8 protein-coding genes are annotated in these 18271 nt (G+C 36.8%); all 8 read left to right on the forward strand.

Annotation, left to right across the window (positions count from 1 at the left end):
- Nucleotides 1-285: hypothetical protein (locus ACKVDP_RS08880; RefSeq protein ID WP_409228469.1), on the forward strand; the 285-nt coding region annotated here is incomplete at its 5' end.
- Nucleotides 286-391: 106 nt separating this feature from the next.
- Entirely contained in the window at nt 392-1330 is a 939-nt protein-coding gene (locus tag ACKVDP_RS08885) for an N-6 DNA methylase (protein ID WP_409228470.1), read from the forward strand.
- The gene (locus tag ACKVDP_RS08890; protein ID WP_409228471.1) at nt 1320-2603 is read left to right on the forward strand and encodes a restriction endonuclease subunit S; all 1284 of its coding nucleotides are present in this window, start codon (nt 1320-1322) and stop codon (nt 2601-2603) included. Before ACKVDP_RS08885 ends, ACKVDP_RS08890 begins: the two co-directional genes overlap by 11 nt.
- Nucleotides 2604-2631: 28 nt before the next feature.
- Nucleotides 2632-5871 (forward strand): type I restriction endonuclease subunit R, encoded by a 3240-nt coding sequence (locus ACKVDP_RS08895; protein ID WP_409228472.1) that lies wholly within the window; start codon nt 2632-2634, stop codon nt 5869-5871.
- Nucleotides 5872-6039: 168 nt separating this feature from the next.
- Nucleotides 6040-7092, forward strand: a complete 1053-nt coding sequence (locus ACKVDP_RS08900; protein ID WP_409228473.1) for a hypothetical protein — start codon at nt 6040-6042, stop codon at nt 7090-7092.
- A gap of 62 nt (nt 7093-7154) precedes the next feature.
- Nucleotides 7155-10607 carry a coiled-coil domain-containing protein gene (locus ACKVDP_RS08905; RefSeq protein WP_409228474.1) on the forward strand — a complete coding sequence of 1151 codons (3453 nt, stop codon included), beginning with the start codon at nt 7155-7157 and terminating at the stop codon, nt 10605-10607.
- Between the two features lie 2 nt (nt 10608-10609).
- On the forward strand, nt 10610-15409 hold the full coding sequence (locus tag ACKVDP_RS08910; RefSeq protein WP_409228475.1) for a DEAD/DEAH box helicase: 4800 nt from the start codon (nt 10610-10612) through the stop codon (nt 15407-15409).
- A gap of 388 nt (nt 15410-15797) precedes the next feature.
- Nucleotides 15798-18245 carry a DEAD/DEAH box helicase family protein gene (locus tag ACKVDP_RS08915; protein ID WP_409228476.1) on the forward strand — a complete coding sequence of 816 codons (2448 nt, stop codon included), beginning with the start codon at nt 15798-15800 and terminating at the stop codon, nt 18243-18245.
- Nucleotides 18246-18271 lie beyond the last annotated feature (26 nt).

An 18271-nucleotide genomic window follows, 5' to 3' on the forward strand; every position in this document is an offset into this window, starting at 1 on the left:
AAATTTAAAAAGCTCTCAAAAGAAGAATATTTTAAGAGAAAGAAACTATTAGATAAGCAACTAGAAGAACTGTATATAAAAATTAAGGATATTAAAGATGAAGATATAGAATTATTAAATTCACAAAATGCTATTCGAAAGGGGATGTTCATTCACGAAAAATATATTGGTATAAACAGGCTTACAGATGAAATAATAAATGATACAATAGAAGAGATAATTCTCGGCGACAATAATGAAATTGAGATTAAATTTAAAACATCTGCTCAAGTACCTGAAATTTAATTAAAACAATATACAGTCATATATAGGAGCAGATTTCTTAAGTAGAAGGTAAGAGATCTGCTCTTTTGTTATTAAATTATAATAAAACTTTTTTTGTGTCATCACCTTGACACCAGCGGGATCAGGAGGAATGTTTGTACAAAGCGAGAAGTTTGTTGAAGATCACCAGGGTAAGGTAGAGAACCTATCCATATACGGACAGGAGCTTAACTCCACAACATGGAAGCTCTGCAAGATGAACCTTGCCATAAGAGGACTTGATGCTAACATAGGACCACACCATGAAGATACCTTCCACAATGACCTTCACAAGACACTTAAGGCAGACTATATACTTGCTAATCCGCCCTTTAACATCAGCGACTGGGGAGGAAACAGACTAGTAGATGATGTGAGGTGGAAGTATGGAATACCACCATCGGGAAATGCAAACTACGCATGGCTGCAGCACATGGTCTATCATCTTGCTCCAAATGGAACAGCAGGAGTAGTCTTAGCCAATGGATCCTTAAGCTCCAATACATCCAATGAGGGTGAAATAAGGAAGAACTTACTTGAATCAGACCTTGTAGATGCAATAGTGGCATTGCCAGATAAGCTATTCTATTCAACAGGAATCCCGGTATCACTATGGATACTAAACAGAAATAAATCAACCAACCCAGGCTTCAGGTCAAGAGAGAATGAGGTTCTCTTTATTGATGCCAGAAAGCTTGGAGATATGATAGATAGACGCCACAGAGAGCTTAATGAAGAAGATATCCAACAGATCTCAGAAACTTACCACAGCTGGAGAAACAAGGATGGAGACTATGAAGACATCCAAGGCTTTTGTAAGTCAGCTACCCTTGATGAAATACGAGGTCATGAGTATGTCCTTACACCAGGAAGGTATGTAGGTATTGAGGAAGTTGAAGATGATGGAATACCCTTTGATGAAAAGATGGTCAATATGACGGCAGAGCTTGCAGAGCTATTTGCCAAATCCAGGCACCTTGAGGAGGAGATACGCAAGAATCTTGGGGGTATTGGATATGAGTTTTAGTGAGTGGAAAGAAGTAGAATTGGAAGAAGTAATAGAGCTAGTCATTGATTATAGAGGGAAAACTCCGAAAAAACTTGGTGGTGACTGGTCAAGGAAAGGATATAAAGCACTATCAGCAAAGAATATAAAAACTGGAGTAATTGTCCAAGAAGATACAATTAGATATTTAGATACCAATTTGTACAAAAAGTGGATGAAGGAAGAGGTTAACAGAGGAGATATTTTAATGACATCAGAAGCTCCTTTTGGGGAATTATTACTTTGGGACAGTGATGAAAAAATTGTTCTTAGCCAGAGGTTGTTTTGCCTTAGAACTAATTATAAAGTTTATTCAAAGTACCTGTATTATTACATGACAACAAATAGGTTTCAAAAAGAACTGGATGCAAGGGCTACAGGAACGACAGTTAGAGGTTTAAGACAACCGCAATTATTGAAATGCAAAATTGAATATCCACCTCTTCAAGAACAAAAAGCTATAGCCCATATTCTATCAACCCTGGATGAAAAGATCGAGATAAACAACAAGATCAACAAGACTCTGGAAGAAATGGCTCAGGCAATATTCAAGCATTGGTTTGTGGACTTTGAATTCCCCAATGAAGATGGAGAACCTTATAAGTCCTCTGGAGGTGAGATGGTCCATAGTGAGCTTGGACCTATCCCGAAGGGGTGGGAAGTAGGAAATATATCAGATTTGGGAGATATTGTTGGAGGAGGGACGCCTTCAAGGAAAAAGGAAGAATACTTTGTACCAAAAGGAATACCTTGGATAACACCAAAGGACTTATCGAATAATAAGAATAAGTATATATATGAAGGTGAAAATGACATATCTGAGCTTGGTCTAAAAAATAGCAGCGCTAAAATTGTTCCTCAAGGAACAGTACTATTTAGCTCAAGAGCTCCTATAGGATATATTGCAATTGCGGCAGTAGATGTAACAACAAATCAAGGATTTAAATCAATTGTTCCAAAGGAAACATATGGAAGTGAGTATGTATATCAAGAATTAAAGAATAAGACCGCGTTAATTAGCAGCAGAGCTTCAGGTTCAACATTTAAGGAAATATCAGGTTCTGGATTAAAATCAATCGAGACCGTAATACCAAGTGAACAACTTGTGAATAAGTTTAGTTCAGTAGTTGGTCCATTTTCAGATAGAATCAAAGCAAATGAGCAAGAAATAGATGTACTTACCAATTTCCGCGACACCTTACTACCAAAATTAATGTCAGGCGAAATAAGAGTACCCCTTGAAGAAGATGAATAAGATCCTTTAATAAGGAGGCTGTTAAGATATGCATGCATTCAATGAAGATAGTCTTGAAGTATCTGTAATAGAACTGCTTTTATCCATGGGCTACGACTATGCCTATGGTCCAGACATCTCTCCAGGAGGAAAAGACCCAGAGAGAAAGGACCATAAGGAAGTGATCTTAGCTGGTAGAGCAAAAGATGCACTACGAAGGATAAACAAGAAGCTTCCAGAAGAAGCATTGGAAGAAGCATATAGACAGGTAATAACCTTTAACAGCCCCATGCTTGAAGAAAACAACAGATACTTCCATCAGCTTATGGTGGAAGGAATTGAAGTATCCTTTTCTGAAAAGGGACATATCAGGACAAAGAGAGCATATTTAATGGATTTTGACAATCCAGAAAACAACGACTTTCTGGCAGTGAATCAGCTGACAGTAGTGGAAAATGAAACAAGAAGACCAGATGTGGTGGTATATGTAAACGGTATACCACTTGTTTTAATGGAACTAAAATCAATAGTTGATGAAAACGTAGGAATAGAAAGCGCATACAACCAGATCCAGACATACAAGAAGGACATACCATCCCTCTTTAACTACAACGGCTTTTCAATACTGACAGATGGCACAAATGCAAAGGCAGGGACGATAACATCCACAATGGAGTGGTTCCAGTTCTGGAAATCCATAGATGGAATCGATATAACCCCAAAGTCAATGCCACAGTTTGAGACCCTAATCCAAGGAATGCTTAGAAAAGACAGACTCCTTGATATAGTCCAGAACTTTATCCTCTTTCAGGAATCAAAGGAATCAGATTTTGATATAGATGGCAAGAAGCTTGGAGATAAGAAATCCATAATAAAGATCCTATCAGGCTACCACCAATACTTTGCAGTTAAAAAGGCAGTGGAAAAGACGAAAGAGGCCATAAGCGAAGAGGGAGACAGAAAGATAGGCGTAGTATGGCATACCCAAGGATCAGGTAAAAGCCTATCCATGGTATTTTATGCAGCAAGCCTGATAAAGGAACTTAACAACCCTACACTGGTAGTAATAACAGACAGAAATGACCTGGATGATCAATTGTACTCAACCTTTAGTAAATCAAAGGATATATTAAGGCAGACTCCCCTGCAGGCAGATGTAAGGAAACTTACTGATGCCCAGAAAAAAGCAAAGGCGAACAACAACTCGGCGGACATAAACGGCCTCTACGACCTTCTAAACGAAAGGGAATCAGGAGGAATAATATTTACCACAATCCAGAAGTTCAGTCCAGACGAAGGGGATATGCCAGCCCTTACAGACAGAAGAAATGTAATAGTAATAGCAGATGAAGCCCATAGGAGCCAGTACGGCTTAAAGGCAAAGACAGATATAAAGACAGGAGAAGTTTCATATGGTTATGCCAAATACATCAGGGATGCCCTACCAAATGCATCCTTTATTGGCTTTACAGGAACACCAATTGACCTTGAAGACAAGTCCACCACAGCAGTGTTTGGACATACTATAGATACATACGATATGACCCAGGCAGTAGAAGACGAGGCAACAGTAAGGATCTACTACGAAAACAGGATCATAAAGCTGGATACAGTAGATGAAGAAATCCAGAAGATAGATGTAGAATTTGAAGAAGTAACAGAAGGCCAGGAAGATTCCATAAGGGATAAGACCAGGTCCAAATGGTCGCGCCTTGAAGCAGTTGTTGGATCTCCCAACAGGATAAAAAAGCTTGCAGAAGACATAGTCCACCACTACGAAGAGAAATCAAAGGCAATAGAAGGAAAGGCAATGATAGTCTGCATGAGCAGAAGGATCTGTGCAGAGCTCTATGAAGAGATCACATCCCTAAGACCAGACTGGCACAATGATGATCTGGACAAGGGAAAGATCAAGGTAGTTATGACAGGAAGCGCAGCAGATCCAGAGAAGATCCAGCAGCATGTTGGAGGCAAGCAGAGAAGAGACCTTCTTGCAAAGAGGATGAAGGACAACAACGACGAACTTAAGCTTGTAATAGTAAGGGACATGTGGCTAACAGGCTTTGATGTTCCATCCATGCATACCATGTATGTGGACAAGCCCATGAGAGGACATAACCTTATGCAGGCCATAGCAAGGGTTAACAGAGTCTTTAAGGAAAAATCAGGAGGAGTGGTAGTAGACTACATCGGAATCCTTGAAAGCCTTAAGGAAGCCCTTAACCAATACACCACCAAGGATAGGGGAAACACAGGTATAGATACAAGTGTGGCAGTTGGGATCATGCTTGAAAAACTGGAGATCCTAAACAACATGATGCATGGATACGACTACTCAGACTTTATGGGAGATTCCCAGCTCCAGCGGGCAAGGGCCATAACAGGTGGAATGGACCATATCCTTGGAAAATCAGAGGAAGACCAGAAAGAGTTTAAGAACATCACCTTGGAACTTGCCAAAGCCCATGCCCTTTGTGCAGCAACAGAGGAAGGTGCCAAGAAGAACCTTGAAGTAAGCTACTTTAAGGCAGTTAAGGCAAGTCTTGTAAAATTGGAGAAAAGAGGATCAGGTGTCTTATCCACTGCAGAGATAGAAGCAAGGATAAACCAGATGCTCCAAAGAAGCATACTTTCAGAGGAAGTAATAGATGTGTTCCAGGCATTGAATATGGAAAGACCGGATATATCAATCCTTTCTGAGGACTTCCTTAATGAAATCAGAAATATGGAACAGAAGAACCTTGCAGTAGAGATGCTAAGAAAGCTCCTTGAAGGAAAGATAAAGATAATTGAGAGGACAAACCTTGTTAAGTCGGAGAAGTTCTCAGAGAAGCTTACAAAGGCTCTAAACAAGTACAGGAACCAAGCCCTGACAAACACAGAGGTCCTTGAAGAACTGATACGAATGGCCCATGAGATAAAGATGTCCCAGGATGAAGAAAACAAACTTGGACTATCAGCAGATGAGGTGGCCTTCTACTACGCCCTTACATCAGATGAGATAGTAAAGGAACTGATGGAAGATGAGATCCTTAAAAAGATTGCCCATGAGTTGACAGAAGCCATAAGGAGAAACACAACCATAGATTGGAACATCCGTAAGAGTGCAAGGGCAAATATGAGAAGGATTATAAAGAGACTGCTTAAGAAGTATGGATACCCACCTGAGCAGGCAGTCAACGCCATGAGGATAGTAATGAGACAGGCAGAGAAGATGGCAGGCAATGTCTACGAGGAAGTGGCATATAGTCATGAGCTGGTAGCAGAGGAAGAGGGAGTGGAGTATTGAGGAGGGTTGAATTGACTTAATAGTAGAAATGGATGATTACTAACAAATCAAATACAAAAATATATTTATCTACTTATTTAATACTATAAATGTCTGAGCTCATAAAAGAACAACGTTATAGTCTAGAAATCGTCATGTAAACGCATTTGGAATAAGGAGGAGAAGTTGATGACTGATGTAACTTATAGCAATTCCACAACCATAATGGATATATTAATTAAGTTTGATAATGGAACCTATAATCCTGAGAGATATATAAAATACATAAACGATTTATATGAAACCAGGACACAGATTTTCATAAGTGAAGATTCAGTTAGTGACCATTTTATGCTGTGGGGATCACAAGTTGTCATTGATAAGGATAAAGAAATTAATAGATTATTGACAGATTATATATTTGTTACAGTAGTGGATTTTTTCCATGGTAAAGACATATACAAAGTTGGGGAGATTACGGAGGAAAGTTTAGTAGAGTTGATGTTTGCAACTAATGTTGGAATGAAGAAATTCTTACCGCTCTTATATATACTTTTCACAGGAGAGAATCCTCTAGATTTTGAAAATAGAAGCAAAGAAGAACAGGATGAGATCAGTAGAAAAATTGTAGCTTTTGAAATTATGGAAATAGAAACAAACGACGAGGAAAGCATCGAAAATGAGCTAGAAACTATGAATTATGATTTAGACCATGAAGAAACAGAATCTGATGAGATTAAAAAAGATCACGATGAAGAAGTCTTGGTAGATAAAAATAGTAATTTAGCTGAAGGTATAACAGAAGAACATGAGCTAGTTCTTCCCCCAAACAGTGATGAGGCGCTAAAATCATATGGAGAGTTCAGAGATATTATTGATAAAATGTCATCCTACATACTGGATTCATACAGTCAGTCAATATCTGAAGTTGAGAAATTGAAGAGTTTGAATTCTGACTTAAGTGAAGAGATTTCTGAAAGTCATGAAGAATATAGGATAAAAACAGAAGAATATTTATCTGAGATAGATACTTTAAGAGATATCATACATGAAAAAGACCTGTTAATAACGGACCTAAGAGAAAAGATAAAATCGATTACAGTTGAATTGGAGGAGCACAAGAGGGATTATGATCTTGAAGTAAAATCTCAAAAGGATGAAATAGACAACCTAAAACGGACTATAGAGGACTTTTCATCCATAAAAGGAATGGTTGATAATATATTGAAACGTTTTAAATGAAACGTTTTAAAGCATAGTCAATTATAATAAACTCTTAAAATAATCTAACGGGATGTGAGAGTATGGCTCTTGATTTTGAGTTAATGGAAAAACTTAAGAAATATGAGGATAGGTATATTCAAGAAATTGAAGATAATGATATCACCATATTACGTGACATTACTTTTAATGAAGAAGACTACAATAAATTGAGATCACTGTTAAGAAGCTTTATTAAGACGAGAAGGATGAAAGTTCTTAAGGAGAAATTCCCCCTAACTTTGTCAATTTTTATCGTATGGTCTGTAATTAAGCATTACAGTGATGGTGAGATGTGGAAGCCTTTTTTTAAAGAGTTAAACATTAAATACAATCCAGCTAAGTCTAGAATTTTCGGGGATATCTTTCTGGATGCAATTGAAAAATACCAACTGCTAAGTGTAAGGGATCATGGAGGGAAAAAGTACCTCAGTCCCATACTTATGCATGGATATATTAGTAATACATATTCAGTAAAATTGTTTGATAGGCTTAATAGGATATATGAAATAATTCTTGATAGAGAAGTTGATCTGGGAAAAATTGATGAATTGTGGGATACAATGTTTCCAGACGAAACCAATTTATCCACCAGCAAGCAGATTGAATCAACATTGAACCTTGAAATTGAAGATATCAAGAGACAGCTAAAGGAGCTAAATTCTAAAGGATATAATTTGGATTTCACAAGATCTGATATGGAGTTGCTTCAGGCAGAAGTGGACGATATTAAAGAGAATATTAGGCAATTGGAAATAGACAGCAGAAACACCAAGAATGAATTAGAAGACCTATATAGTATATATGCTCTTACTGATGACATTCTACTTAGATCAGATAAAATGGGGACTTACATCACTGATCCTACTGCAATTGATACTAACAAATACATAAATGAATCCTTTGATTCTCTTTTCTCAACCTTAGAAGAATCAATTCCAGAAAAGGAAGCTGAGTTGCAGAAAATCAAAGATAAGATTCTTAAGTCTAATAATCAACTTCAAATTAAGAATGGTAAACTTGTTGAAAACAAGACAAAAGTTACTATCCTTGGAGGAGGAACACTAGAAAATGGGTGGTATGCACTAGACGACTATAAAAAACTGGTTGATTTATTAGACAAAAAGCAAGTTGAACTTAAAAAGATATCTAAGTCACTGGAGTTGGATAGTAACAATGGACAGACTAGTTTTTCCCAAATTTATACTGCATCTCTATTTCACTTGAGAGAATCTGCTCCTGTGATATTCAAAACCTTTATCATAGAAAATTTGGAGATGATGGATAGGTACTTTAGGTATAAGACTATAGACATGGAAAATAAACTAGCTGAACAGTTTCTGAAATGGTATAAATCACCAAGTATAAAAAATGAGAACCAAAATGGAGGGGCAAATAGATTAGCAGCAGTTACAGAAAAACGAGATAATAAGGCAAATAAGAAATCCTCCAAAATAAGGACTCATAAAATAAAGCGTATGGACAAATTAAGTGAACCCTATCTACAATTGGAGCCTGACAAGAGGTCCATATCAATTTTAGTCCCAGAACAGACTTTTAACATTGGCTACAAGATTGATATTGAACCGTTAATTGACATCAAGTACCTGGATGGAACCAAAGATCGAATTACATTACAAGATCACTACAGAGGCGAAGACACCATAATTTATGAACAGAGAGTTAATGTAATAAAAGCTATTGATAATCTCGAATTTAGCTGGATAAACATTAGAAATCATTTTGAATACCAATTTGATAGTGTTTTAATCTTTGATCAAGATGGCAACAAGAAAGAAAATGGTCTTTTAGAAAATGGCCTTTATTACATATTAATAAGTGACTGTTGGGATATAACTAATGGTGAAATAATTAATAAGTATAACGCTAGCATTGAGGGCTACAGGATTATTGAAGCTGCGCTAAACGAAACTTCCCTTGAGTTTCAAAACAGGATAACAAAGGAGGATTTTGTTGTACGTGGAAGTAAATACAACAACATAGCTGTCTTGGATTTGAACATAGTTGAAGGAGTTAGTTTAGATGGTTTGGAAGTTATTAATGGGAAATTACCTACACTGGCATATAATTATATTATTGTTGATCATGACAATTTAAAACTGAAAGTAAAAGTGGATGGCACAACAATACTGAGCAAGTCACTAGCAACTTGTTGCGAACAGGATGAAATGCGTGAGAATGTATTTCTTGTAGATTTAAATAGTCTTATTAGAAGCAAATATTATTACCCCGTAAATGTTGATATATCAATAATCGATAAAAGAAACACCAAGGTGTTGCACCTTCAATATAGTTGGCTAACAAATACTACCCTAAAATACAGTGGCAACAACGTAGTGATTAAGTATCCAGAAGGAGCAAGGATTAAGCATCCAAATGTGAGCATAAGCAATTACAAAGCATACATACCCATGGAGAACTGTCCTTATGAGGAGATTGAAGTTTACTATGACAGATACGGTATCAAGGTATTTAGGGTAGAGGTGCCTCACTTAAGCTTAAGAATCGTCGACACGGAGGGTAATAATATCGAGTTGGGAATGGAATTCCTAAAAGAAGAACTCAATAGTTTGAAAAAATACCAATTGATTGTTGAGTCAACAAGTAAAATAACGAGATACATAAAGATATCTAATAGTGATGAGACTCTTGATATATCCATACCATTGAAAAAAGGTTCAATCAGAATTGATATGGATACGATTATTGATTTTCTGTGCACTGATGATCAAGACATTCTTAGTGTAAGATGGGTTGGACTAAACAGTCATGGCAATAGCATTGATATTCTCAAGGTCTTCAAAGAATGGATAATTCAAGACATTGAAATCTACCAGGAAGAGGTGGAAGAAGAGTATATACTGGAGGTAAACTACAAAGAAAACTATCGATATTCTGGAAGCAAGTACATCAAATTCCTTAATGAAGGTAATATAGTCTTTGTGAAAGAGATTAAGGAAGATAATCCATACTACTATATAAAAAGAGATAGCATCGAAAGTAAGAAGATAAGAATCGAGATATATAGAGTGAATGAAAGTGTTGTTAGGTCGGGATTGTTTGGCAAATCAAGCCCCAAAGAGGTACTAGCCGGTTATAAGGACATTAAACTAATATCCAAACTAGAAGAGATAATGAAACTCCAAAAGCATGGTCTCAAACTAAAATCTTTTAGTTATGAAGGAGAATTATACATGTTGGAAGACCCTTTATTCCTTGAGGGAATAGAGAAAAGCAGGTCTTTTAATTATTCAGAAGAGCCAGTCTACAAAGGGATAGTAAGATCCTCTTTAAGTGTATCTGAAGTTTTGTTCTATCTAGACATAGAAAACAGACAAATACCTTTGCTGCTTGATACGTATAGAGATGGTGCCCAGTATGACTTGGATACGGGAGAGGTCTTTTGGGATTTGAGAGAGTCTAAGAATGTAATAGCACCGATTGATGATTTTGACTACGAAATAAGGGAGGAATAAGCATGGGATTAAACCCCTTAGAAACTTCAAAACTTATATTTGATAGATACAAAAGATATATTTCAACCAGCCTGAAGTTTAATGATGAAGACCTTAATAACCAACTTAAGGAATTATTGGAAGAGACTGATAAATTTTCCAAGGGCCCCATAATTGAGGCAACTCCTCCATACAAGAAGGGCCGTACAATAGAAGACCTAATTGAAGAAGGTGTTCTTGCATCTGATTTCAGCAAGTTTAATTCATCGGCATTGCCTCTTGATAGAAGCCTTTATATTCATCAAGAAAAGGCAATTCGAAAAGTCTGTAAAGAAAACAGGAATATTATAGTGGCAACAGGTACTGGAAGTGGTAAGACAGAGTCATTTATGATCCCAATCCTCAATGAACTTATAAAGGAAAGGGAAAACGGTGAATTAACGCCAGGTGTAAGAGCACTATTGTTGTATCCGATGAATGCACTTGCTAATGACCAGATGAAAAGACTAAGATCGCTCCTTGAAAACGAACCTGAAATAACATTTGGGATATACACTGGTGAAACTGAAAACTATGAAGATAAAGCATTTGATAAATACATAAGGATGCATGGTAAGAAACCCATCCAAAACGAACTGATTTCAAGAGATAAGATGAAGGAATCACCTCCTCATATATTGCTGACAAATTATGCTATGCTTGAGTACTTGATGCTTAGGCCGGAAGATAGTGTATTTTTTGAGGGAGAGCATTCCAATAGCTGGAAATTTATTGTAATAGATGAAGCCCATACATATACTGGTGCTAAGGGAATAGAAATGTCTATGCTTTTGGCAAGGCTTAAGAGTACTATAGGAATTCCTAAGGGAAGTCTAAGATGTATTTTGACAAGTGCATCCTTGGGTAGTGGAAAAGAAGACCTACCAAAGGTAGCTAATTTTGGCCAAAAACTATTCCAGGAGGAATTTCATCCAAAGGATGTAATAGAAGCAGTGAAGGATAACTTAAGAACTGGAAAAGTATGGGGAACAGTAGATCCAATAATGTATAAGAAATTGGTTGAGATCCTAACTAATTCTCCAGATGGGGATGTTCGAGAAATACTGGAGCATTATGGAGTTCCAGAGGATATCATTAACAAGTCACTGGAGGAAGGAAATCACTACGACAGAAGGGTGGTCTATGATTCATTGTTAGGTGATGAACGTGTAAATAGGACAATAAAAGTTCTATCTGATGGACCAATGGACTTCTACACACTTGCCAATGAAATATTCACAGATGATGCGGATGCAGATTTTAAGATGACAACTCTTATCGACCTTTGCAATATTGTGAGGAGGTCAAAGGAAGAAAACCCCTTAATTCCAGCAAGATACCATTTTTTAGTTAAAGCTCTAGAAGGGGCATATGTGGCATTTTCAGAAACTAACAAGTTATACTTAAATCGAATGAAGACAGCAATAATAAACGACAATGAAGTTAAGGCTTTTGAAGTTGGAACATGTTCAAAATGTAATTCAATGTACCTTGTAGGGGAGATAGAGGAAGATAATTCAAATGGATTAAGTTATCTTGTCGAGAATCAGAACAGATATTCAGAAGAAAGCAAAGAGCTGGAGTTCTATGCAATTATACCTAGTGATTATAGCTACATCGAAAATGAGGATGATCTTAGCGAAGAAGGAACGGTCTTAATAAATCAAGAGACATTCCTATTATGCCCTATTTGTGGAAACATTAGGAGAGAAGGAGACACCAAAAGCTGCAGTTGCGACAATAGCAAGCAAATTAGGGTTGTTAAGACAAAAGGAGATAATGGCAGTGTACATAAATGCAGTATATGCGGTGCACGGAGTACAAGGGGCAGTGTGGTTAGGAGATTCTTCCTCTCAGAAGATGTAGTATCCAGTGTATTGGCAACAGCCCTATATGACCAGATACCTAACAAAGTTAAGGAAACTTCAGAGGATAAGGAGACTCGCGGATTATTTGCAGCAGCAAAGAGAAGAAGAGAACAGGATATAACTAAACAACTTCTAGTTTTTTCAGACAGTAGACAGAATGCTGCATATTTTGCCTCATATTTAAAGAATAGTTACGGAGATCTTTTAACAAGAAATATATTGGTAAAGGTAATAAGTGAGAATAGGGAGGCGTTTGAGAATAACAGTTGGAGCCTGGAAGACTTTCAAAGGAGGGTAAAGACTTTTGTAACGGATAGACGAATAATTAAAGGCTCAAGAGAAACCATTGAACTGGAGACCTGGAGATGGCTGACCAGAGAGTTTTTTGACAAGGGGAACAATTCACTGGAATCAACCGGGTACATTAAGTTCTTACCAGATTATGATGCTATCGACGATATGGATATAGTGTTTGAACTTGATCAATTTAAGGATTTAGGACTTGATGTAGATAATGCCAAACGACTAATAACCTACTTTATTGATGACTTCCGATACAGTAGGGCATTTAAATATCCCGAGATAGTGGATCCTAAGGACGATTACTTTTCACCTCAGAATACTCAAGGAGGATTTTGCAGAGTAAATCCACCCTCAAAGAATAAATATTCGAGAGGATATACGATTAAGTCATGGAAGCCATCAGCAAATCATTTAAATGGTAGACTGGATTATTTGATGAAGCTGGTAGAAGCAAATAACAAGGATTATTCAAAAGAGGAGTTAGTTGAGGTTCTCGATACACTTTATGAGTTGTTCACAAGTCCTGAAAGCCCACTGTACGAATATGTACTAAATGAGAATAATGAAGCATATGGCGTAATCAATAAGTTGGATACTAGACTGTTTAAGGTAGTACCAGGATTAGGGAATGATGAAGTGGAGTATTATAGATGCGATAAGTGCCATAATATAACTACCATCAACATTAGCGATGTATGTCCGACTTATAGGTGTTCAGGGAAGTTAAACAAGATAGACATGGAGGAAAGGCTTAGAAGTAACCATTATAGAGATCTTTACTCACAGTTAAAACTTGAAAAAATGGACGTAAGTGAACATACTGCCCAACTAAAGACTGAATATGCAGCTGAAGTACAGAACAAGTTCATTAATGGAGAGATAAATGTCCTTAGCTGTTCAACAACATTTGAACTTGGAGTGGACGTTGGTGAGCTTGAAACGGTATTTATGAAGAATGTGCCACCAACACCTGCAAACTACGCTCAAAGAGCAGGGCGTGCTGGTAGAAGAACTGATTCTACAGCTTATGCACTTACATTTGCAAGACTGTCATCTCATGATTTCAGCAGCTATCTGGATCCATTTAAGATGATAAGCGGTGTTGTTAAACCACCTTATTTTGAGATTGCAAATGAGAAAATAGCCAAAAGACATATATATGCGTGTGCATTTTCAAAATTTTGGAGGGAACACAGCGATTATTTTAAGACAGTAAATGATTTTTTTATCGACAAGGAAATTAAAGGTCCAGAACTAATGAAAGACTATCTTGATTCAAGACCCAAGTCTTTGGGAGAGATGATCAAGGACGTAGTGCCAGAATCACTTTATGAAGAAGTAGGGGTTGAAAATTGGAGCTGGGCTGCTGAGCTGTATAGTGATGATGGGACTATGACTAAAATTGTTTCAGAGCTTAAATCAGATATTGAATCATTGAATACATCCATAGAAAGTGCTATAAAAAAACAAGGTTTTAGAGAAGCAGCTGAATACAAAAGGATAATAAACACTATAGAGAGTAAGAATCTGATAGGCTTTCTTTCGCAAAAGAATGCTCTACCCAAATATGGATTCCCAGTTGATGTGGTTAGTATGGAAATCAATTCTCATGTAGATGAGGGAAGAAATATAGAGCTAAGTAGAGATCTTCAGATTGCAATATCAGAGTATGCTCCAGAGAGCCAAGTTGTTGCAAATGGTAAGTTGTGGACTGGAAGATATGTTAAAAAAGTAAGGAATAGGGAGTTGCTAAAGTATAGCTATGAGAGTTGCAAATGTGGTTATTTCAAGAAGCAACTGATTACAGGATCTATTGAAGTAAACGAGTCCTGCCCTGTATGTGGAAATAGAAGATTCAACACAGGTGTATACATGATGCCAGAATTTGGATTTATTACTGAGAAAAGGGTTGATAATCCAGGGCCTACAAGACCAAAAAAGACCTACAGCAGCAGGAAACATTTCTCAGGAATGGGTAGAATTTTGGAGAACAAAGAAATTCAGGTAGGGAAAAATATAATTGAATTGAAATCTATGAATCATGGTCAACTAAGTGTATTAAATAATGGAAAGGGGAGAGGCTTCTTCATTTGTAAGACCTGCGGATACGGGACAATAGAAAACTTTCCAAAGAGCCATGTCAAACCAGATAATCGACAGTGCAATGGGACTTTTGAAAGACTGACCTTAGGTTATGATTTTGAGACGGATATTGTTGAAATTAACTTCTCTAATACATTCCAGAGTTTGAAAATCGATGAAGGTTTTTGGGAGTCCCTAATGTATGCAATTATCGAAGGGGTTTCTCTTGCGCTTGAAATCGATAGGAGCGACATAGACGGGACCCTCTATGTGAAGAGTGGTGGCAACAAATCATTAATACTATTTGATACGGTTCCGGGAGGAGCTGGTCATGTGAAAAGACTTCTGGATGAAGTGCAGTTTAAGACAGCCCTAAGAAGAGCACTGGATATAGTTGAGAATTGTGATTGCGGAGGAGAAAATAGAGATACTAGTTGTTATAGTTGCTTGAGAAACTATCATAATCAGTACTGTCATGAAAAGATGCAAAGAGGGTTCGCAATAGATGGCCTTAGAAAAATACTTGAGTAAGAAATGTTTAGTGGGAGGTTAGTTTTATAGTAAGTATAGAAATCCCCACACATCCTTTCAATTTAAAAATGATTAGCTCATAAGCTAGGTAGGGCTTAACATAATATGAGGTGGAGATAAATGAGACTAATCCTTTATTTGATTGCATTACCGATTATGGTAATAATTGAACTTGTTAAGAAAAAAGGATGACAAATAAGAGAATAGAATAAGTTAACACTCTACCTAGCTAAATATTAATTTTTACATTTTTGGAAAAAGCGAATTCAGATGTTAATCTTAATATACGTCTGGTTATCACAAACATGTATAAAAAGATTAATATATAATGGTAGTTTTCTTATAAAGCGCATCCTCTAATATTAGCATAAACTATGGAGGTAATCCTATGAACCTTCCAATTAACAACAACTCACTAAATGTAATAACTGGAGATGAAGACAATTATCTTTCTTATTGGCTTAAGAAGTCTATTAAACGAGCCAGCAGAATTGATATAATTGTCTCTTTTCTTATGGAGTCAGGTGTGAAAATGTTGGTGAAGGATCTTGAGGAGGCGATTGATAGGGGAGCAGAAGTTAGGATTCTCACGGGAAACTATTTAAGCATTACACAACCTCAAGCATTGTATATGTTAAGGGATGCTTTGGGTGATAGAATTAACCTTCGGTTCTACAGTGAAAAGAATAAATCATTTCATCCAAAGTCATATATTTTCCATTATGCGGATGACGGAGAGGTCTTTATTGGATCCTCAAATATTTCTAGGGGTGCGCTGACTAACTCTATTGAATGGAACTATAGGCTTGCTAAGAGAAACAGTGAAGAAGATTTCAAAGCGTTTGCTGATAGCTTTGTGGATCTTTGGGAAAATCATTCTTATGAAGTTGATGACAAGGTGCTTGCAAGTTATGCAAGATCTTGGATCAGACCCAAAATATATAAGAATATGTTTGAGGGAGACCAGTCAAATGTAGTAGATATGGTTGAACCCCGTGGTGCACAGATAGAGGCTCTTTATGAGCTTAAGAAGACCAGGGAAGAAGGGTTTGACAAGGCTCTTGTTATTGCATCTACAGGAATAGGGAAGACTTACCTTGCTGCATTTGATTCCAGAGAATATGAAAAGGTATTGTTTGTTGCTCATAGAGAGGAAATCATTAAACAAGCTTTGACGAGCTTTAAGAATGTATCACCAGAAAAGAGCACGGGATTGTTCTATTCTGAGTACAAGGAGCACGACAGGGATGCAGTATTTGCAATAGTAAATACCCTTGGCAAGAAGGATTACCTAAATGAAGATTTCTTTGCAAAAGATCAGTTTGACTATATTGTAATTGATGAATTTCATCATGCTGCTGCTGATACATACAAAAGAGTTTTGGATTATTTTGAGCCTAAATTCCTACTAGGTCTTACAGCAACACCGGAAAGAATGGATAACAAAGATGTATTTGAACTTTGTGATTACAATGTTGCCTATGAGATCCGATTGAAGGAAGCAATAAACAGAGGTGAACTGGTACCATTTGATTATTATGGAATTCACGATGACACTGTTGATTACGATACCATTGAGTTCAAGAATGGAAGATATAATGATCAGGACCTTGAAAAAGCTCTGCAAATACACAAAAGAGCAGACAAGATCCTCCAGAACTATAAGAAGTACAGATCAAAAAAAGCTTTGGGATTTTGCACTTCAAAAGCTCATGCAGAATATATGGCAAAATTTTTCAATGAACAAGGAGTACCTTCTGCAGCTGTATATAGTGGAGACCAGGGTGAACATACCCAGTATAGGAACGAAGCCATAAATAATCTAAGAAATGGAGATCTAAGGGTAGTATTTTCTGTGGATATGTTTAACGAAGGCTTAGATGTACCTAGTGTTGATCTTGTAATGTTTTTAAGGCCCACTCAATCCCCAACAATATTTCTGCAACAGCTGGGAAGAGGACTAAGAAAGAGCAGGGAGAAAGATAAGCTAACAGTAATTGACTTTATAGGAAATTACAAGAAAGCCAATTTAATACCGTTCTTATTAAGCGGAAAGCCTTACAGTAATGGAGATGTATTAAACAAACCAGTATTGGAGTTTGAATATCCTGAAGATTGTCACATAGATTTTGATCTTCAGGTAATTGACATATTTAAAAAGCTTGCAGAAAGAGATCTTTCGATTAGGGGAATGATTGAACAAGAATACTATAGGGTTAAGGAACTAGTGGACAATCGTCCAAGTCGAACTGAGTTTTTTGTTCATATGGATGATGAGATTTACTCTAGAGCCAGGAGAAGCCAAAGTTTGAATCCTTTTAAGGGTTACATGGAGTTTTTGAATGATTTGGATGAGCTAAGTTCTGAAGAAATCGACCTTAAAGATTCCATTGCTGGTGACTTCGTTGAAATGGTTGAAAAGACTTCAATGTCAAAGACATACAAGATGCCTGTTCTATTGGCTTTTTACAATGATGGGAATCTTAAAATGGAAATAAATGATGAAGACCTGTTTGCGAGTTTTAAAAAGTTTTATTCCAAATCATCAAATGCTGTTGATATGATAAAAGACTCGTCAACAAAAGATTTCAAAGAATGGGGCAAAGAAAAGTATGTAAGTTTGGCCAAGAGAAATCCAGTGAAATTTCTTGTTAGAACTCATAGTGAGTATTTCTATATCAACCATGAAGGGAATATGTGTCTTAATGATGCGCTAGGAGAATTTTCAGGAAATAAGGACTTCTTGGACCATTTTATTGATGCAATAAATTTTAGAACCAAGGAATTTTATAAGAATAGGCTAGAAAAGAAAATGAAAGAATTGGGTGTTGAGTAGCTGTTAAATTAAGGAGGTAATGGTGT

The organism is Gudongella ferriphila, assembly GCF_046224405.1.
GTDB lineage: Bacteria > Bacillota > Clostridia > Tissierellales > Tissierellaceae > Gudongella.